Here is a 20,569-nt window from a genome sequence, read left to right on the forward strand (position 1 = left end):
AATAATCCCTGGACTCGCAATTTTCAATACTATGATTGCGAGAATAGAATTAAAAAGATGAGTTCATTCATATAGCCTACTTCACCTTGTCTTCTGACTTTTTCATTTCTATAACAATTTCCAACCGGTTTTTTATCAATCATAAAAAACCTGATAATTGCACAGGTATTAATCTTTTATCTTTACCGCATGGCATCAACCAGAAACTTCTTCCTGTTTTTGATTTCATTTTATTCATCGGTTTTACATGCTCAAACATGTTCAAACCTGGGCCAAAACCCCGGTACTGCATTTCCCGTTTGTGGTTCGTCAGCCTTTTCACAAACTACTGTTTCTACATGCGGCGATCGTGAGATACCGACACCCTGCACAAGCACTTCTGCTTTGTTCCAGGACAAAAATCCCTACTGGTATAAATTCACTTGTTTTACTGCCGGCACTTTGGGTTTCCTTATCACACCTAACAATCTGGATGATGATTATGACTGGCAGCTATTTGATATTACAGGGCATGCCCCTGAGGAAATATACACAGACAAAACATTATTTGTAGCATGTAACTGGTCCGGCGATCCGGGCAAAACAGGAGCTTCTTCCCAAGGTACATCTTCACAGCTGTGCGACGGGCCAGGTGTTCCTCTTTTTAGTTCTATGCCCCAACTGCAGAAGGGACATAACTACCTGTTACTGGTAAGTCATTTTACAGACTCTCAAAGTGGTTATTCTTTAGATTTTGCCGGAGGATCAGCAAGTATAACAGATACAACCCCACCGCGGCTTCAGGCTGCAAAACCTTTGTGCGACAGCAAGAGGATAAGTATAAAACTAAATAAGAAAATGAAATGCAGCAGCCTTTCGGCTAACGGAAGCGATTTTACCATTTCAAATTCCTCTGTCTCTGTAACCGGAGCTGCTGCAGCAAGTTGCAGCACCGGCTTTGACATGGATTCTCTTGTTGTTACTTTAAGTGATCCACTCGCGCCGGGCAATTATACTATTTATACTGCAAAGGGAACAGATGGTAATACATTGCTTGATAATTGTGATGCTGCTGTTCCTGTAGGCGATGGCCTGGCATTCACTATTCTTCCACCTCAACCTGCTGCATTTGATAGTATAACCCCTCCTGCATGTGCACCAAATGAATTGAGTGTAGTTTTTAGTCAGCCAATTTTATGTAACTCAGTAGCAGCAGACGGAAGTGATTTTATACTAAGCGGACCATCTTCTGCCGTAATTACCGGGGCAACCACAACTTGTAATAATAATGTAACTACCGGTATACAGCTTAAACTATCAACACCAATTTCTAAGGCAGGTACATACACCGTCAGGTTAAAAAAAGGAAAAGATGGAAATACTGTAATGAATGAATGTTCTGTTGAAACTCCTGAAGGTGCAAGCGTAACCTTTGCTACGAGTGATACAGTCTCTGCTGATTTTACTTACTCTTTAAAGCTTGGATGCAAAGCCGATACGGGAATTTTTTACCACAAGGGTGGTAATGGAATAAACAACTGGAGTTGGCAAATCGGCAATGCTCCAGCTTCAACCCAAAAAAGTTTTGTACATGTTTTTTCTAATTTCGGTCAACAGGAAGTAAAACTGTCTGTTTCTAATGGAACTTGCACAGATTCTACCCAGGTCACTTTTAATCTTGATAATGAATTAAAAGCCAACTTTACTGCACCCGGTATGCTTTGCCCGGAAGACGTAGCTACCTTTAAAGATACAAGTATTGGTAACGTTATTGCATGGGACTGGAATTTTGGTAATGGCAACTCCAGCACAAGTAAAAATCCTCCAGTACAGGCCTATCAATTAACTACTTCCGAAAAAGATTACCAGGTCAGACTTATTGTTAAAAATGACAGTAACTGTTTTGATACTGCCTATAAGCAGGTAAAAGTGTTATACAATTGCTATATCGCCGTTGCATCCGCATTTACACCTAATGGAGATGGCCTGAATGATTATCTCTACCCAATTAATGCCTATAAGGCAAAAAATCTGATTTTTAAAATTTACAACCGTTTTGGACAGGTAGTGTTTCAATCAACAGATTTTATGACAAAATGGGATGGGACCTTTAAAGGCATAAAACAACAAACAGGTACTTATGTATGGACGCTGAAATATATTAACACCGATACCGGCAAGCCATTTTCTTTAAAAGGAACAACAGTTCTGATAAGATAGAGTATTTTCTGATCTTTTTATTTAATCGGGAATGATTTTAGCATATAATCACAAACATATTTTACCATCCGTTTGTTAAACAAAGCGGATTGATTAACAATAAAAGACTAATAAAATGAATGTATTATTTGTATTAACATCCCACGACCAACTGGGTAACACAGGGCATAAAACCGGTTTCTGGATAGAAGAATTTGCCACCCCTTATTACACACTCACAGACGCAGGCGTAAATGTCACTCTTGCTTCTCCCAAAGGTGGCCAACCTCCTATTGACCCTAAAAGTGATGCTCCTGAAAACCAAACAGAATCAACAAAAAGATTTAAGCAGGATGAAGCGCTAAAAGAAAAGTTATCGCTCACGATGAAGCTTTCTGATATTTTTGCTGATGAATTTGATGCAATTTTTTTTCCCGGCGGGCATGGGCCAATGTGGGATTTGAATAAAGACCCGAACGTTGTCCGGCTGGTACAGAACTTCTATAAACAAAACAAGCCTGTAGCAGCAGTGTGCCACGGACCGGCAGCATTGTTAAATGCTAAAGGAGACAATGGCGAGCCACTTATAAAAGGCAAAAAAGTAACCGGGTTTACAAATACTGAAGAAGAAGCAGTACAATTGACAAATGTTGTTCCATTTTTACTGGAAGACGCATTAAAGGCTGCAGGTGGAGAGTATACCAAAAAAGAAGACTGGAAATCGTATACGGTGCAAGATGGCTTGTTGCTTACCGGGCAAAATCCTGCATCATCAGAGCAAGTGGCTAAGGATCTGTTGCAATTGCTTAAAGCGGGAAAGTAGTTATCAATAAATTAATTTTATTGGTTAAACTACTATAAAAAAAGGTAATCAAATAATAACATGTATCTTTTTGCCCTGATTAATTCTTAATTTTGTGGCGACATATTCAGGTAACAGGACATTATATATTACTTTATGAAAATAGAATTTATAAAAAACATCCAGTTTACTAAGCTGGTTAAGGCAGACGGACAATTGAGGGAGTTTAACTTCAGGAAGATAAGCGGGTCGAAGGAAGGGTTGTTTTCTGTTGATGTAAGCGATGATCGAGGAAATCGAAAAATGTTTAAAATGCAAAAAATAGATAATACCTGGAAAATACTGGCTGATGATCAATTACCTGATTGGATCTGGAAAAACGAAAGTATTTTTAATGATTTAATTGAAGAGGAACTTCGCAACAATTAAATACATTTCACTGCAAAAGGGTTTTAAAGTTTTAAGGAAGGCTAAAAACGGTAAGACAAAAAAATCTAATGTACTATCTCGGTTACGCCGCTTAAAAAAATATTAATTCAGTGGTATAATTTATAAAAAGCTATCTCTTATTATCAGGGATAGCTTTTTTATTGAACTTATTTTTACCACTATAAGTAATAGCCTAGGCTGTAATAAATGCCTGTGCTCTTTAAGTTTAATTTGCTAGCCTTCTTACAAAAAATAAGGATCTAAACAAAAGCCGCCACAAAAATGTAGCGGCGATATTGTTTAAACAATTCCATCTTTCGTTAGAATCCTTGAATTTAAAATTCTCTATTAAACAAGCAATCAAACATAACTAAAGGTAGAAAACAATTATTGAAGAAATAGGGGGGCAAATACTCGTTAAATCATATTCATTAAACTGCAAACATCATAGTATTTTTACCATTACGTTTGCATCTATTACTACATTTTACGGGCGGGAAAATTGAAAACCAGTTAATTTCGTGAGAATTGACCTACATAAGTTCCTCAAAATACTTAAGGTCGTTATTGTTTAAGATATAGTTATAAAAGTCAGATTTTTGTTTTTTTGAAAGCCTTATTCTGTATTCTGCTATAAACTTATCATTATCTTTTATAAGACTGCTTCTTGTAAAAGAAATTTTTTTCTTTTTAAATTCTGTTTCTAACTGATCAATAGAAAGGTGGTCTTTCAGGAAGGAGAACTTGTATTTTTTTACCTCTTTTTTTGCATCTAATACCTTTTCTACACTTGCTAATATTGTAAGAATGGTTAATGTTCAGATGAGTGTGACAAAACCGATCCAATAATTACCAAATCCTATGGCCATTCCTATAGCGGCGGCTACCCAGATAGTAGCGGCAGAAGTAAGGCCGTAGACATTCATCCCCTCTTTAAAGATTACTCCGGCTCCCAAAAAGCCTACACCTGTTACTACGTTACTTGCAATACGATCAGGAGATTGTGTGTTTATTGTAAGATTTAACAAAGAAAACAGGGCTGCACCGACTGTAATTAAGATAATAGTTCGCATCCCGGCCGGTTTATCACGATACTCACGCTCTATCCCTAATAATGTTCCGGCAACAAAAGCACATCCGATTTTTAATATTTCACTCCATGGTATTTCCATTATCACACTTTTACTCCAGGATAAACTCCTGGTGCATAGAAGGCATTTCTACTTTTTCAAAACCTTTTCGGTTCAGTCTTGCTGCAAGTTCCTGTTGTGCCAGGTATTCACCGTGCACAAGAAAAACTGTTTTTACTTTTTCCGTATCCTGGCATCCAACAAAACGACACAAGTCATCACTATCTCCGTGTGCACTCATACTTTTTATTTGTCCTACTTCTGCCTTTACATTGCAAGTATCACCAAAAATCTCTACCTGCTGTGCACCGTTCAACAGCCTGCCTCCCAAAGACGATGGCTGACAATAGCCAGACATCAACACAGCGTTCGCTTCTCCGTCTATGCAACTAAAAATATGATGTTTCACCCGGCCTGCATCGGCAGTACCACTGGATGAAATAATAACACAAGGCTCTTTATATTCTACCAGTTGTTTGCTATCATCAGCAGTATCAACATATTTCAACCCTTTAAACAAAAAAGGATCTTCATCTATTTTCAATATGTTTTGCAAACGGTCATTATAGTCATTCTTATAACTTTTAATTACCTCTGTCGCTTTTGTGCCCAATGGGCTATCTACAAAATAATTTAATTCAGGCAACCTGTGCTCCAGTTCCAGCTGGTTTAGCGAATACAATATTTCCTGGGTACGGCCTACACTAAATGCCGGAATAATCAGTTTTCCTCCTCTTTTAATACAAATCCTTTTAATCCATTTTTCTAAATTTTCAATTGTACTAAATGCAATATCATGCATCTTATCTCCGTAGGTGCTTTCTAAAATTACATAATCTGCCTGAGGAAATTCGGCCGGCGGTTGCAAAAGAGCACTTCTGTACCTGCCAACATCACCGCTAAAAGTAATCGCTGTTGTTTTTCCATTTTCCGTTGCCCTGATATTTATAGCTGCACTTCCTATCAAATGCCCCGCATTGGAATACATAACTTCTACATCTTCATCTATTTTTACCCATTCATTGTACTCAATTGTTTCAAACAAAGACATCGCTGCAACCACATCATCCACGGTGTATAGGGCATGACACGCTTCTCCGTTCGTGGCTCCTCTCCTTTTGTTCATATAATCTGCTTCCGAAACCTGAATTTCCGCGCTGTCATATAACAATATTTCACTCAAATCTTTTGTAGCCTGGGTACTATATATTTTACCTGTAAAACCCTCTTTAACTAACTTTGGAATAAGACCTGAATGATCTATATGAGCATGCGATAAAAACACGCAGTATACCCCTTTCGCATCAAATCCAAACTCATTGTTTAAAGCATCTGTTTCAGCACCCATCCCCTGAAACATTCCACAATCCAATAAGTATTTTTTTCCGTTGTCTAAAGTCAGTAAATGTTTAGTTCCCGTAACTGTTCTCGCTGCACCGTGAAAAGATAGCTTCATAAATCTCTGTTACTAATAAATATAAATAATTTTCCTTTATTCATATTTTGATAATTATTTTAAAAAATATTTTTTACAACTTATTTTATATACTGGTATTTATTGTATCTGTTTTTGATCCAGGCATGCTTACTATTTAGTATTTAGCTTGCTTGCATACCACTTGTGCGATCCTCTCTTTACTTAACCGCCAACCCAAATGTTAGCACGAGATGTAACCCCCCAAAAAATGATTATAAGTTCGTTAATTGCCGAGCGTAAGTGCATAATTCATACCCGGTATTTCTACATCAAATCCCTTTTGCATAAGCTTCTCTGCGAACTGTGTTTGTACATCATATTCCCCATGTACAAGAAAAAGTTTCTTTATCTTATTTTGATCCTGGTTAGAGATAAAATGACACAAATCGTTGTAATCGCCGTGCGCACTCATGCCGCCCATTTTACCTATTTCTGCTTTTACGATAAGATCTCTGCCATAAATGTCAACCTGTTTCACGCCATTCATTAACTTTCCAGCAAGTGAAAATGGAGAAGCGTGACCAACCATAAGAATTGTGTTTTTGGGATCCTCTATGTTGTTTTTAATATGATGCTTTACCCTGCCCGCCTCCGCCATGCCACTTGAACTTATAATAACGCAAGGCTCATTAAAAAAATTAATCTGCTTGCTTTCGTCAACTGTTTTAATATACTTCAGCCCCTTAAACTTGAAAGGATCGTTGTCGTGAAGCAATACATCCAGCAATACCGGGTTAAAGTTTTCAGGATGATTTTCTATAACTTCTGTAGCTTCAAGGCTCATAGGGCTGTCAACAAAATAAGTAAGGGCGGGAAGCTTGTTTTTATTCTCCAACTGGTTTAGCATGTACAGCAATTGCTGCGTGCGCCCCACGCTAAAAGCAGGAATTATTAATTTCCCTTTTTTCTCAAGACATGTTTTTATAATCCAGCCTAAAAACGCTTCTGCAGAGTCTTTTACTTCCTCGTGAAGTCTGTTTCCATAAGTGCTTTCCAATATTAAATAATCAGCTTGTGGACATTCTTCGGGCGATTTTAAAATAGCGTCTGCATACCTTCCCACATCTCCGCTAAAGGTGATACGCGTTGTATTTTCGTCTTCCACTAATTGCAGGTTTACAGCAGCGCTTCCAATGATGTGTCCGGCATCTGTAAAAAGAAGTTTTATTTCATCATCTATACTAACCCATTTGTCGTACTCTACAGTGCTAAACAATTCCAGGCAATTTTTTACATCTTCTGTCGAAAACATGGGCTCAAATAGCGGCAATCCTTTTTTTAATCTTTTCCGGTTAATATACTTTGTATCTGCCTGTTGTATCTCGGCGCTGTCTATTAATAATACTTTACAAAGATCTTTTGTTCCGGAAGTACAAAACACAGTACCTCTAAAACCTTCTTTATATAATTTTGGTATTAAACCCGAATGGTCTATATGAGCATGCGATAAAACAAGGTAATTTACTTCAGTAGGATGAAAACCGAATTGACTATTTAATTCATCAGTCTGTCGTCCCATTCCCTGGAACATACCACAATCTAATAATAGCTTTTTGCCATTTTTTAGTGATATTAAATGCTTGGAACCTGTTACTGTTCTCGCTGCGCCATGAAATGATATTTGCATAAAACCTGGCTTTTATACAAATACTAAAATATCAGGCCTTTATTCTCGCTTTAAAACTCCAGGTAAAATAAAAGTCAGCCACAATTTCTTCCTTCTCATTTTTACCTATGCTATGGCATCTTACTGCTGTGGCTTCACCCGTAGATACAGCTTTGTTAATCGCATTACTTACAAGCATTCCATCCGTACAGGTAAAAACAATTTTTCCTGTTGCTTTTTTTAAAAAATCACCTTCTGTGTGTACGAGCAACATGCTGACAGCAGGAGTTCTTTTATATAAATAACCAATACATAAAATACCAGTGCTTATTTCGGCAGGCATTAAGAGAACAGCAAAATAAACCGAACGAAAAGGATTTTTAGTAAACCAGTTGTACTGAACACTTATTGCAGATTCTTCCATTTCTAATTTCTCAAGCCTTACACCAGCAAAAAATGCTGCAGGAACTTTTGTTAGCAAAAAAGTTCGAAAGACCAGGGCATTAGCTAGTTTTTTTTTGAAAGTGAGAAAGTTAGATGACAAGTTAGAAGGTTTAAATGATTTTTATAGAATTTCTCACTTTAGCTTACTACTTAATTACCCTAATTCTTCCAATTGCTTTTTATAATCAAACCTTAAGTCTTCATGCACTTGCTCTACAAGTGTATTCAGTTTTTTAAGCTGCATTTCGTATAGATTTGATAATGCTTTATTTGTCCGAAAGCGAATGCCCGAATTATGTAAATTTTTACAGAAGTGAATGAGCATTTCAAGTTCCGACTCTTTTTTTACAGTATGCTTACTATACTTAGCAATTGACCTTAATATTTTACGAAGTCCTTTCTTTATAAGGTACATGTTCCCCCTTGGCAAATTCCAAAATCCGTCATTAATTTCCTTTTTAATTTCTTCAACATATCCTTCTTCATTATGCGCCTCAAACAGAAGATAACTCAGAAGCTCTTTGTTTTCTTTTTTAAATTTAGCAAGCTTCAGACATAATTCCAACACTGTTTTAGGTGGAAGTGTCACTAGTTCCTGTTTCAATTCGCTTATGCTTGCTGCTTTCATTAATAATATCTTTTTATGACTAAAAAAACAAAAATCATTCTTTCTTGTAATAATCTGATTATTCTTTAAAAAACAAAATTCATTCTACTATTACCTCCGCCCTATCAAAATGAGAAGTGTTAACACAAACAAAAAAAGTTAAACAAATATTTGTTTTAAATTAAACGTTTATTTAGTTTTGCCTCCGAATTTTAAAAAGAGATGGAATATAACGAAAAACAGAAACAGATTTTAGTAACGGCAGAGCAACTTTTTTCTACCAAGGGATTTGACGGCACCTCAGTTCGTGACATTGCTGATGCAGCGGGAGTGAATATTGCGATGATTTCCTATTATTTCGGTTCAAAGGAAAAATTAATGGAAGCATTGTTTGAACAAAGAACTACAAATATTAAAGTAAAAGTAGAAAGTTTACTGAAGGACGATTCCACCACTCCTTTTCAAAAAGTGGAGATACTTGCTGAAGACATAATAAATAAAATTATGAGCAAGAAACAATTTTTCAAAATTATGATGTGTGAGCAGGTTATCAACAAGAATCCTGTTGTGATGAATTTAATGTATGACCTGAAAAAAAAGAACCTGGAAGAATTCGGTAAAATTATAACGGACGGCCAGCAAAAAGGGGTATTTAAAAAAGACATCGATTTCTTGCTTTTGTATAATATGCTGGTAGGTTCTATATCGCAAATGATGATTACAATTGATCAGTACCGTGAATATAATAATCTTACGAATATTCCTGAAGAGCAGGTATATGAACAAATCAAGAAGAAATTAAGCGAAAATATTAAAGTTTTATTTAAAGCACTATTAAGTTATGAAGCGTAAAGTTTTGGTAGCATCGATAATTTTAATGGCAGCGTTGGCAATAGTTCAAACCAATTCATTTGGACAGACTTCGAGGCCGCTGACTATTAAGGAAGCAATCGATCTCAGCATTAAAAACAGTAAGAAATTAAAAAACAGCACAGCAAAAATTGAAGAAGCTACAGCAGCTCTACGCGAAGCTGTTCAAAACAGGTTGCCTGCGGTTGGAGTGTCAGGTTCGTATTTAAGATTGAATAATCCTAACATAGATATAAAGACCAAATCAACTAATTCCGGCGGTAATACTGGGGGTCAAAGCACAGGGAAACCATCTTCGGCCTTATACGGTATGGCAAATGTTTCATTACCTATTTATGCAGGATTAAGAATAAAATATGGAATAGAATCATCAAAATATTTGCAGGAAGCTGCTAAACTCGACGCTGATAATGACCGTGAGGCAGTGATTTTAAATACGATAGAGGCATACGAAAATCTTTACAAATCAAAAGCGGCAGTTGATTTGGTAAAAGAAAACCTGGAAAGTAACCGTCAAAGGGTAAAGGATTTTACGAACCTTGAGAAAAATGGTTTATTAGCAAGAAACGATTTATTAAAAGCCGAACTGCAGGAATCTAATACAGAATTATCGCTTTTAGACGCAGAAAACAATTGGAAACTTGCGAATATAAATATGAATCTAATGTTGGGATTGCCGGATAGCACCTTATTAACTGTGAACGAGGGTGATTTACAAACAACAACAAACCAATTAAAAGGTGTCGAAGATTACGTACAATTAGGGCTACAAAACAGGAAAGACGTATCTGCTCTTTCACTTAGAAAAAAAGCAGCGAATACGGGTGTAAAAGCTGCAAAAGGAGAAATGTATCCCTCTATTGCGCTTACTGGTGGTTACGTAGCAGCCGATATTCCTAATGTATTAACGGTTACCAATGCAGTCAATATAGGAGTTGGAGTAAAATATAATCTAAATCTGGGAAAAAATAACTCACAGGTGCAGCAGGCAAAAGCGAGGGAAAAGCAACTGGAAGCCAACCAGGAAATGCTTGCCGATGCAATTCAGTTAGAAATTAACCAGGCATACCAGAATTACCTGCTCAGCCAAAAGAAAATAGACGTGTACGAAAAAGCGATAGCGCAGGCCGAGGAAAATTATAAGATTGTAAAAAACAAGTTTGATAATGCTTTGGCAACTACAACTGATTTGTTAGATGCAGATGTGGCCCAGTTACAGGCAAGATTAAACGGGGCTTTTTCAAAAGCTGATGCTTCAGTAGCATATAACAAACTGTTGCAGACAGCAGGATTATTAGACAACACACAAAGTAAATAACACAGCAAAACATAAATAAAGGTTTTTTATGGAAACACAATCAACTGAAAAAAGAGAAACAATTTCAAAAGACGTTGTTCAGAAGCCAAAACGAAACAAAGTTTTTCCAATCATTTTATTACTGCTGATTATTGCAGGTGCATGGTTTGGAATTAGCAAATACATACACGGCCAGCACCACGAAGAAACCGATGACGCACAGGTAGAGGCTAATATCAGCCCGGTTATTCCCCGCGTTTCAGGCTATGTGGCAGAGGTGCGTGTAAAAGACAACCAAAGAGTGCACAAAGGAGATACTTTGCTCATTTTGGATCAACGTGATCTGAAATTAAAACTTGAGCAGGCACAAGCTGCATTGGCTACGGCCCAAAGCAATCTTGGTGTAGCAAGAACAACAACTACCGCTGCAAAATCAAATATTGCGACTTCACAAGCATCTATCGGTACAATAAATGCGCAAATAGAGGCAGCGAAAATTAATTCGTGGAGAGCTAACCAGGATTACGATCGTTATGCCAACCTGATTAAAGATCACTCAGTTACTCAACAACAATATGAGCAGGCTCTTGCTGCAAAACAAACAGCAGAGCAACAATTACGAATATTAGAAGAACAAAAAAACCAGGCTACCTCACAGACAAGTTCTGTAACCAGCCAAAGTGGTGCTACAGCTTCCCAGATACGAGTTGCAGGTTCTATAATCAAGCAACGCCAGGTAGAGGTAGATGAAGCTCAACTTAACCTTTCGTACGCCATCATCACTGCTCCCGCAGATGGATTAGTTTCTAAAGTAAACGTACAACCCGGACAGTTTTTACAAGCGGGGCAATCTCTGTTTAGTATTGTACTAAATGACGATTTATGGGTTGTGGCAAACTTTAAGGAAACACAGTTTGATAAAATGAAAATCGGGCAGAAAGTGATTGTACATGTAGATGCTTTTCCCGGTCATGAATTTGAAGCAAAACTTGCTTCTTTCTCTCCTGCCACAGGTGCTCGTTTTGCTTTGTTGCCTCCCGACAATGCTTCAGGAAACTTTGTGAAAGTTGTTCAAAGGGTGCCTGTACGAATAGAATTTACCAAAGCTGATGACAGCCTGGTAAAACAACTAAGACCGGGAATGAACGTGGATGTTGATGTGAACCTTTAGAACGAACAAAACAGTAATTGTTTTTTGATTTGGAAGGAAAGAGTGTGACAGATTTTAAGTCATTATGATAATGAGGAATAGGTCTACAATTTTAAAAAAAGACTTTTCTGTAGTCGGACCTGAAGAGCTTAACTCAACTCCGGTTGTGTCACTCACTGCATCGTTTAGTAATTCTATTGAGCCAGTATGTAGTACAAGAAAAAACGAAAGGCTATATTTTCAGATGATTTGATAGTGCAATAGAATTACTAACTGCAGAAGAGTGCGACGCAACTGATGATGAAGATAGATTTAAAGAAGGCTACCTAAAATGCTCTCCTTCAAAACAAATAACAAAGAGAATTATATAATAATATTTTATGCAACAGGCAAATTCATTAGTCGAATATGGCGCCAGACGGGTTATTATCACAATAACCGCTATTCTTTGCGCCTTGCTTGAGATTGTTGACAGCACCATTGTAAACGTTGCTTTAAACGACATGCGAGGCAACCTTGGCGCGACCATGACCGAGGTGGGTTGGGTCATTACTGCCTATGCGATTGGTAACGTAATTGTAGTTCCTATGACAAGCTGGCTCTCGCAGCAGTTTGGCCGCAGCAACTACTTCGCGGCTTCTATCATGCTTTTTACCATTTGCTCTTTTTTATGCGGTAATGCCAACGGTATTTGGGAGCTAGTCGCCTTCAGGTTTTTGCAAGGTGTGGGTGGTGGTGCGTTGCTGGTTACTTCACAAACCATCATTACCGAAAGCTACCCGGTGGAAAAAAGAGGCATGGCACAGGCAATTTATGGATTAGGTGTTATTATTGGCCCTACGTTAGGACCGCCGCTGGGAGGGTATATCACTGATAACTTTTCATGGCCTTATATCTTTTATATCAATATTCCCATAGGCATTATAGCAACTTTGCTTACACTGCAATTTGTACGCAGTCCTAAATATGGCGAGAAAAGTGCGGCCAAAGATGTTGATTGGCTCGGTATCGCCCTACTTGCCATGGCAGTTGGCTCATTGCAGTACGTTTTGGAAAGAGGACAGGATGATGACTGGTTTGAAAGTATGGGTATCATAATCTGTTCCGTTATTGCTGTGTTTGGATTATTTTTCTTTATATGGCGGGAGCTTTCATTTAGAAATCCTATTGTAGAGTTGAGAGTATTGCGAAATGGTAATCTGAGGGTGGGAACAATATTGTCTTTTATATTAGGATTTGGGCTATACGGCTCTACCTTCATTATCCCTTTGTATACACAATCTACTTTAGGATGGACAGCTACACAATCGGGAATGCTCATGATACCCGCAGCGCTTACAACTGCTTTTATGATGCCCATAATTGGGCAACTACTTCAAAAAGGCGTTCCCCAGCAATATCTTGTAGCATTGGGAATGTTGTTGTTCTTTGTGTATAGTTTTTGGGGTTATAAAATAATAACACCCGACACGGGCAAAGACGCTTTCTTTTGGATGCTGATTGTTCGCGGGGTTGGTATGGGTATGTTGTTTATACCTATTACAACACTTTCACTATCTACTTTACGAGGGCAACAGATTGGGCAGGGAGCCGCTTTTACCGGTATGATGCGACAGTTAGGAGGCTCATTTGGTGTAGCTACAATTACCACTTTCTTAGCCCGCCGTAATATGGATCACCGCAGTGACCTTGTCAGTAAATTAGACATCAATGATCCTGATGTGCAACACCGAATACAGGCACTTCAACATAGCTTTTCTGCTAAAGGTATACCTGCAGACCAAGCCTTGAGAACAGGTTATAAAGCACTGGATTACATAGTTACAAAACAGGCTGCGGTTTTATCATACATGGATGCATTTCTTTACCTGGGAGTTATGTTTTTAGTATGTATTCCTTTTGTATTAATGGTAAAAGGCAATAAAGGTAAAAAGATTGACATGGCTGAAGCAATGCACTAATTTTAATAATAATGTATTTAAATTATGAAAAAGCTCTTAATCAAATAAGAGCTTTTTCATTACATATTTTTTTTATAAACTGTACTTAAAACCCAGGGTGGTATTCTATAAAATATCAAATACTTTTTCTCCTTTAAATAAATAAATACGGGCATATTGAAGCAGCAAAGCCGTTTTTGCATCTTTAATTTCGCCTGATTGAATCATATTATACGCTTGCTCAAAAGGCATCTCAATTACTTCAATATCTTCATTTTCATGGTCTAGTCCACCACCATCGCTTACCTTTTGTTCGGGTGTATATTCAGCAACAAAAAAATGCAGCATTTCAGCTACTGAACCCGGTGTCATGTACATCTCAAATATCTTTTTTACATCGTGCACCTTATAACCCGTTTCTTCCTCAATCTCCCGGATAATAGTATCCTTCGGGTCTTCATCTTCTTCCAGCAAACCCGCACAGGCCTCTATTAAAAATCCTGTCTCATTTTTATTTAAGTAAGTTGGTAACCTGAATTGTCTCGTAAGTATAACACTCTCATTATCCCGATTATACAACAGTACTGTAGCGCCATTTTTAGATAAATAAACTTCGCGGCTCAGCTCTTCAGTGTTACCGTCTTTTTTTTGTATTTCGTATCCAACCTTTTGTAAAGGAAAAAAATTGTTGGAAAGTACTTCTGTAGATATAATTTTCACGTTTTGTGCCATGGATGTTTTTTTTATGTATAGTACAAATCTTATGCTACCTCATTTTTAAAGTTGCTCTCGCATTGTTTTTCTGTTTATAGAGTTGTATGAAATAAAAATCAAATTATTAAAATGAGCTTCTTAGAATCAGATAGTAAAAATTAAGATCACAATAATCAGAATTTTTCAGAAAGACAATTCTTTATTACAAATAAAATAGATTTATAGCAAATAGAAACCATTAAATAGTGACGAGGATCAGTAATCAAATTCTCTGAAATCATCTGTTTACCCTCAGTACGAAAATATCTTGCATCCAAAATTAGATGCTCTAAATAGTTTAAACCCCTTAGTAATGAAAAAGATTTTAGTTGCTTTTAGCGGAAGTTATTTTCCAGATGGTGCTTTAGAGTTTGCATTTCAGCTTAATAAAACACAACCGATTCTGTTGACTGGCGTCTTTATTCCACAAGCTACCTATTCTTACTTATGGAGTGCCGCAGCAACTTTGGGAGGGCCGGTATTGCCGCCTTTATATGAAGAAGTTACAAGTGAAGTAGTCGAGGAAAATATTACGAAATTCAAATCTCTGTGCGAATTAAATAACATTAAGTATAAAGTGCATAGAGACGTGTATGATTTTGTTCTTCCTGAACTGACAAAAGAAAGTCGTTTTGCAGATTTACTGATTCTTAGCAGCGAAAAGTTTTATGAAAGTCTAAGTAAAGAAGAAACAATTGATCGCTTAAAAGATATATTACAGGCTACAGAATGTCCTGTACTTGTTGTTCCTGAAAATTTTAAATTTCCCGAAAAAAATATTTTGGCTTATGATGGAAGTGCGTCTTCTGTTTATGCAATTAAGCAATTTGCGTATCTTTTTCCTGAACTCACTAATAATGAATCTTTGCTGATATTTTCAAAAAACGAAGAAGAGGCAGAATTACCATATGAAACATTCATCGAGGAATTAGGAAATCAGCACTATAAAAATTTAAAGCTTTTAAAACTGAAAATCAATCCAAAAAAGTATTTTACCACCTGGCTAAATCAAGAAAAAAATGTTATTCTTGTAAGTGGTTCTTTTGGAAGATCATCAGTATCTCAATTATTCAGGAAAAGTTTTGTAACAGAAGTAATTTCAGAACATAAACTTCCGGTATTTATTGCGCATAGGTAATATTACATCACGTTCATTCCTTTAAGCCTGTCTTCGTTTATTGATACATGTTGGAAGCTTCATTCAAAAATAAATTTTCAACGACGGTAAAAATATTATTCAACTGATCTCACATGATACGCTTGCCTAACCGTTAAAAAAAGTAAAAAGCCCGGCTTGAAGAGCCGGACTTTTTAAAAAATAAAATTGACTGACAGTTAATTAACATTATAAACAGAAAGACCTGATTTACTCGCTTTCAAAATAACTGACTCCTTTTCATTTTCTGCAGATATAAAATAAGCGGTACCATCTTCTCCATCAAATTTTATTGCTTCTTTTACTGTATATCCGGCATATTTTTTTGCGAAGCTCCTTTTTGCTGCCACGGGCAAGTCTTCAATCGCAATAGCGTGTGTTGTTCCTATAAATTCTCCATCGAGCGTGTAGAATGCTTCTGTTCGTATATTGTCTAAAACGAAGGTTGCTTTTGCATAAGAAGAAGAAACGTCCCACGCCACACTTCCAACATTTTTGAAGTCATTGTTAAAGCTATTGGTAACAAAAGAATTTACTTTTTTAACTGGAGCAGCAAAAGCAAATGAAGTAAGAGATACAGCGATAAGGGCTGTTAATAGTAACTTTTTCATAATTATAGTTTTTAGTTTTTTTATTAATTATGATGTAAAGCTACAGTACCATGCAAAGCATAGTACATTGCAAAGTATTGAACGGTAATTTTTATTGATAAAAGGTAATAATCAATTATGAAGCAAAATCAAAGGGCAATAACAAGTTTATGAAGTTGGGAGTAAGCGATTGAGCTAATAAAATAATAACTTAGAGTAGCCAAAAAGGAATGGCAGCAAATAAAAAAGTTCTTACTGCTATAATTTGAAACTCAACCTAATTGAAGGCTTCGTGTTTTGGTATTTTCAGTAAGACTTGTAAATATAGCTCGTGCTTCATTGTGAATACACGTTCAGCAACGTAGGTAATTGTAAAAAAGGAACTATTAGATCAAGAGCAGAAAGGTATTTTGATAAATAATTTAAGAAAAAGATTTTATTAAAGGCTTTTTTTATTTTAGTATTTTAGATAAAATAGTAATTACAATTTTAGTTAATGCTATATTCAGTTATGAAAGTTTCTAAAGTATTACTGCTTGCTGCTTTTTCAATAACGGCTATTCTCTTTTCTTTTGGTTTTGTTTTTAATAAGCCTGATGCTTATGTAAATGATAGCGCAAAAGCTGTTCTTGTACCAACTGAGAAATTTTACTTTAATTCTTTTGTAGACTGCAATATGGCTGAGGCCTGGATCGGAGACACATTCAGGATTTTTCCGGGCAAGTATGGTGAGGATCCTTTATGGGGATATGCTCATGACTTGAAATATGCCAGTGGTCTTTCAGTAGACGAAGTATTCCGCAAAAAATCAACAGAATTTATTGAACCAAAAATGCCTGAAAATGCTCAGCCTGGCACACCGGGTTTGCACGGTGCAGTTTGGTTTGAGACTCTTTATAAAGATATTAATGATAAAAATGGCCGAACTTTATTTGCCCTATATCACAATGAAAATTACCCTTCAACCCTGCCCTATGACTCGTCAACAGGAAAAGGATACATAGATGAGAACTGGCCCCAGGGACTCAAAGGGCCATCGACAAAAACAGCAGTATGCCGGATAGGAATTATGAAGTCTAAAGATGGAGGAAAAAGCTGGGTAAATAAAGGAATCATATTAGAGGATTACCAGCCCAGGCTAATCTTAAGACCGCACAATACAGGGATTAATTTTGCGGGAGGCGTAGGCGATCCTTCAGCAATAGTAAGCGGAAAATATTTGTATATTTTTTACGGGGAATACGGTTATCCCGGCAAATATAATTCAGCTTCTTATGATACTGCTTTTGAGTGGAGTGGCCAGTGTATCAGTATTGCGCGCATTTCTTTATCAGACCTTAACAATCCTGTTGGTAAAGCCAAAAGGTGGAACGGTTCTGGTTTTTATGCTTCGTCTGACAGCGTTGGTGTTCCTGTTTCTACTATCCAGATTCCGCTTGGGGCGGGAGGCGGTCCTGCCTCCTCTCCCACCGCAAAATATTTCTGGGGACCATCGGTCAGTTGGAATACGTATTTACACTGTTGGGTAATGCTAATGGCAAAAGCAGAAGGACCTTCCTGGAAAGGTAGCAGCATCTATATATCTTATAACAAAAATGCAGATCTTGGCTACTATGATAATTCACAAAAATGGTCAGTGCCTGAATTATTGCTAAGTAAGCCCGGACATACGCTTTGGTACCCATCATTGCAACCAATAAATTCTAATGAAGACAAAGCAAATAAGTATACTTCCTTGAAGTTAGGACAAAAAGCAAGACTATTTTTTAAAGATATGCATGGAGATAAAAGTGATTATTTATCAGAATATATAATTGAGTTTAAAAAACGATCAGATAAATGACAGGTCAAAAGCTTTCTATTTTTCGGTTTTTCCTTAAGTAGAAATAGTAAGAAGTAGAGGGACTACAAATGGTGACATTAAATTAAACAGTAGTTTATACAAACCAAAAGCAAATATTAATTAGCGACAACTTCACTTACTAACGTCCATCCGGGTTTGCCTTTCGAGGAGTGCCACTGTGGAAGTGATTTAATCGGCTTAGCAATAATTTTAAGGTATTTTACAGGTGTAGAAGCAAACGTAACCTGCTCCGGCACAACTGAAGGCGGTTCATCCTTAGCAGGCATTTTAGGATGTAATTGTCCCAATTGCTTACAATGATTTTTTTCCATTCCGCCCCACACTTCTAAACTGGAAGGAGGGAAAATATGAGAACCTGTACTTTTTAATATTGTCAACAAAACACTTTCCACCTGTACGGCCTTATTAAAATACAAATAAAAGACTGCATCATTTTTAGTATAGCCTAACCATTGACCATTGCCAAAATTTACATCTCCTATATCCCGGTCATCCAATAACTTGCCTGGGCCTTTGTATTTCTCATCTGGTTTGCTTGCAAGTTCGATCGAGTCAGGTTTACTTCCTTTTTTAATATAAATTGCTTCTGCAGATGTACTTCCATACCATCCCTTTTTAAATGCTCTTGCTTTTAAAGTAATATTATTCTTAATAACAATAGGGCTTTTATATAAAGGACTTTTTATACTGTCAGGTTCAGTATCATCTAAAGTGTACCGAATATCTACTCCTTTAAAAGGATGTTTTACAACAATTTGTGTATCTCTGTCAAATATACATGTGGTACTTTGGATCATTGGAGGTGATAGCGCCATCATTGTTCCGTCATCTTTATAACCGGTTTCTATGCTTACCTGTTTAAACTTATTCTGAATTTTTGCTACTTCATTGCTACCTATTTTTGTATTCCATATATATATGGAACGAAGTGATGGCAGCTTTACTATTTTTTCTAAAAACTGCTTGTCAATTGCCGTACCTGACAGCGATAATTGTTTTAGCTTTTTAAGCTGTAAAAGCTGCCCAAGTCCCTTGTCTGTAATATCAGTATAATTAAGATTGAGTTCATCCAGATTAACCATTTGGCCTACTATAGCTAATTCATCATCTTTTACGGGCATACGGGCAAGGCTTAACTGTATTATCTGTTGCTTTAGTGGCAGTAGTTCTTCCAATGATTTTTTTGAGTAGGCGTATTTGCCGTAAAAATGAACTGACAAGGCAGGAGAACCGATTCCCTGCGGCTCTATAACACGATAATTATTATTTAAAGCATTTATTTTTTTATCGTCAGCAGCAGGAAAATCATATACTATTTGATTTGATTCTTTACCTGACGGAGCTAAAAATTTTGCAGCCACTATTCTAAATGAATCCTTTTCCGGCACATCTGTCAGTTTCTTATTTATCCATGCACCAGATTTTATCCATGCCCGCAATAACGCAACTTCATCATCTGCCAGAGCAGGTTTAGAGATGGGAGGCATGTGTTTTTTGTCGTCTCCAGGTAACAGTATTCTGTGCATTAGCAAACTGGCATCAGGGTCTCCGGCAGTAAAAAGAGGTCCTGTCTTTCCTCCTGCTTCAATTCCTGCAGAGTCTTCTAACATTAATCCGCCTTTCATAATCCCGGCTCCATGACAACTGAAACATTTTTTTTCAAAAATCGGTTTAACCACATCTGAAAAAACAATTGCTTCATCTATGGAAACAGCTTTTTTTTCCTCGGTATTCACGGGAGCTAATAAATAATTTTCCCCATGGGTGAGGCTGGCTCCGAAATGTCCGGCTACAACAATACAAAGGCTGGCAATAAGCGTGAACGGCCGACCAATAATTTTTTTACTGAAAAAATGATGAAAGGAATAAAAAAGATAGCTGATGACTGCAATACTTACACCGGCCCACTTATGCCATTGCAATGTAACTCCGCTTCTTCCGTCTTCAAGCGATAAAAGAATTCCCATAACAGCAGTTACCATGGCAGATAAAGATGCAACAAGTCGCAATAGGTTAAACCACTCTTTATTCTGCGATTTCTCGGGTAACCAGAATGTAAAGAAAGAAAGCAACAGAAGCACAATAGGGAAATGCAGGAACATCGGATGCATTCTCCCTACAACCTGCAGCCATGGTGGCACATGTAATCTGTTCTGAAAAACCAATATAAAAAGAAGGAAAATAATACCGGCAGTTAAAATTCCTTCGCCGATTTTTTTTAAAGTATGCATATGGCTGTTGCTCTATCTTAAACACGGGTAAAACTTAAAGTTAAA

17 protein-coding genes are annotated in these 20,569 nt (G+C 37.0%); 9 read left to right on the forward strand and 8 right to left on the reverse strand.

Annotated elements, in window-relative coordinates; all coding sequences use genetic code 11:
• Positions 1-189: 189 nt before the first annotated feature.
• The 3 genes from B154_RS0117545 (at position 190) to B154_RS0117555 (ending at position 3,409) form a co-directional block, all read left to right on the forward strand.
• Positions 190-2,199: a T9SS type B sorting domain-containing protein gene (locus B154_RS0117545; protein WP_018615572.1), complete on the forward strand. Its 2,010-nt coding sequence runs from the start codon at positions 190-192 to the stop codon at positions 2,197-2,199.
• 115 nt (positions 2,200-2,314) lie between these two features.
• Positions 2,315-3,001: a type 1 glutamine amidotransferase domain-containing protein gene (locus B154_RS0117550; protein WP_018615573.1), complete on the forward strand. Its 687-nt coding sequence runs from the start codon at positions 2,315-2,317 to the stop codon at positions 2,999-3,001.
• A gap of 135 nt (positions 3,002-3,136) precedes the next feature.
• Complete coding sequence (locus B154_RS0117555; RefSeq protein WP_018615574.1) at positions 3,137-3,409, forward strand: hypothetical protein; 273 nt, start codon at positions 3,137-3,139, stop codon at positions 3,407-3,409.
• Between the two features lie 818 nt (positions 3,410-4,227).
• Here the strand turns inward: B154_RS0117555 and B154_RS30235 are convergent.
• The 5 genes from B154_RS30235 to B154_RS0117580 all read right to left on the reverse strand — a co-directional run bounded on the left by B154_RS30235 (position 4,228) and on the right by B154_RS0117580 (position 8,694).
• Positions 4,228-4,581 carry an MgtC/SapB family protein gene (locus B154_RS30235; protein WP_018615575.1) on the reverse strand — a complete coding sequence of 118 codons (354 nt, stop codon included), beginning with the start codon at positions 4,579-4,581 and terminating at the stop codon, positions 4,228-4,230.
• Positions 4,582-4,591: 10 nt separating this feature from the next.
• Positions 4,592-5,995 (reverse strand): MBL fold metallo-hydrolase RNA specificity domain-containing protein, encoded by a 1,404-nt coding sequence (locus tag B154_RS0117565; RefSeq protein WP_018615576.1) that lies wholly within the window; start codon positions 5,993-5,995, stop codon positions 4,592-4,594.
• 244 nt (positions 5,996-6,239) lie between these two features.
• The gene (locus B154_RS0117570; RefSeq protein ID WP_018615577.1) at positions 6,240-7,643 is read right to left on the reverse strand and encodes an MBL fold metallo-hydrolase RNA specificity domain-containing protein; all 1,404 of its coding nucleotides are present in this window, start codon (positions 7,641-7,643) and stop codon (positions 6,240-6,242) included.
• 31 nt (positions 7,644-7,674) lie between these two features.
• Entirely contained in the window at positions 7,675-8,166 is a 492-nt protein-coding gene (locus tag B154_RS0117575) for a hypothetical protein (protein ID WP_018615578.1), read from the reverse strand.
• A 54-nt stretch (positions 8,167-8,220) separates the two neighbouring features.
• Positions 8,221-8,694: a hypothetical protein gene (locus tag B154_RS0117580; RefSeq protein ID WP_018615579.1), complete on the reverse strand. Its 474-nt coding sequence runs from the start codon at positions 8,692-8,694 to the stop codon at positions 8,221-8,223.
• 201 nt (positions 8,695-8,895) lie between these two features.
• Here B154_RS0117580 and B154_RS0117585 point away from each other — a divergent pair, with 201 nt between their 5' ends.
• From B154_RS0117585 to B154_RS0117600, 4 genes are all read left to right on the forward strand, one after another.
• Complete coding sequence (locus B154_RS0117585) at positions 8,896-9,525, forward strand: TetR/AcrR family transcriptional regulator (RefSeq protein ID WP_018615580.1); 630 nt, start codon at positions 8,896-8,898, stop codon at positions 9,523-9,525.
• Positions 9,515-10,861, forward strand: a complete 1,347-nt coding sequence (locus B154_RS0117590; RefSeq protein WP_018615581.1) for a TolC family protein — start codon at positions 9,515-9,517, stop codon at positions 10,859-10,861. Before B154_RS0117585 ends, B154_RS0117590 begins: the two co-directional genes overlap by 11 nt.
• Before the next feature lie 28 nt (positions 10,862-10,889).
• Positions 10,890-12,011, forward strand: coding sequence for an HlyD family secretion protein (locus B154_RS0117595; protein WP_018615582.1), 1,122 nt, complete (start codon positions 10,890-10,892; stop codon positions 12,009-12,011).
• 359 nt (positions 12,012-12,370) lie between these two features.
• Positions 12,371-13,951, forward strand: a complete 1,581-nt coding sequence (locus tag B154_RS0117600) for a DHA2 family efflux MFS transporter permease subunit (RefSeq protein ID WP_018615583.1) — start codon at positions 12,371-12,373, stop codon at positions 13,949-13,951.
• A 105-nt stretch (positions 13,952-14,056) separates the two neighbouring features.
• Here B154_RS0117600 and B154_RS0117605 read toward each other — a convergent pair whose 3' ends face one another.
• Positions 14,057-14,662 carry an NUDIX domain-containing protein gene (locus B154_RS0117605; RefSeq protein WP_018615584.1) on the reverse strand — a complete coding sequence of 202 codons (606 nt, stop codon included), beginning with the start codon at positions 14,660-14,662 and terminating at the stop codon, positions 14,057-14,059.
• A 334-nt stretch (positions 14,663-14,996) separates the two neighbouring features.
• Between B154_RS0117605 and B154_RS0117610 the strand changes: the two genes are divergently transcribed.
• On the forward strand, positions 14,997-15,821 hold the full coding sequence (locus B154_RS0117610) for a hypothetical protein (protein ID WP_018615585.1): 825 nt from the start codon (positions 14,997-14,999) through the stop codon (positions 15,819-15,821).
• 197 nt (positions 15,822-16,018) lie between these two features.
• On the opposite strand, the gene B154_RS0117615 is transcribed toward B154_RS0117610, so the two are convergent.
• Entirely contained in the window at positions 16,019-16,450 is a 432-nt protein-coding gene (locus B154_RS0117615; RefSeq protein WP_018615586.1) for a hypothetical protein, read from the reverse strand.
• A gap of 490 nt (positions 16,451-16,940) precedes the next feature.
• Here B154_RS0117615 and B154_RS0117620 point away from each other — a divergent pair, with 490 nt between their 5' ends.
• Positions 16,941-18,272: a hypothetical protein gene (locus B154_RS0117620; protein ID WP_157580849.1), complete on the forward strand. Its 1,332-nt coding sequence runs from the start codon at positions 16,941-16,943 to the stop codon at positions 18,270-18,272.
• Positions 18,273-18,388: 116 nt separating this feature from the next.
• On the opposite strand, the gene B154_RS0117625 is transcribed toward B154_RS0117620, so the two are convergent.
• On the reverse strand, positions 18,389-20,524 hold the full coding sequence (locus B154_RS0117625; RefSeq protein ID WP_018615588.1) for an FN3 associated domain-containing protein: 2,136 nt from the start codon (positions 20,522-20,524) through the stop codon (positions 18,389-18,391).
• Positions 20,525-20,569: the final 45 nt, after the last annotated feature.

Source organism: Segetibacter koreensis DSM 18137 (assembly GCF_000374045.1).
Lineage (GTDB): Bacteria > Bacteroidota > Bacteroidia > Chitinophagales > Chitinophagaceae > Segetibacter > Segetibacter koreensis.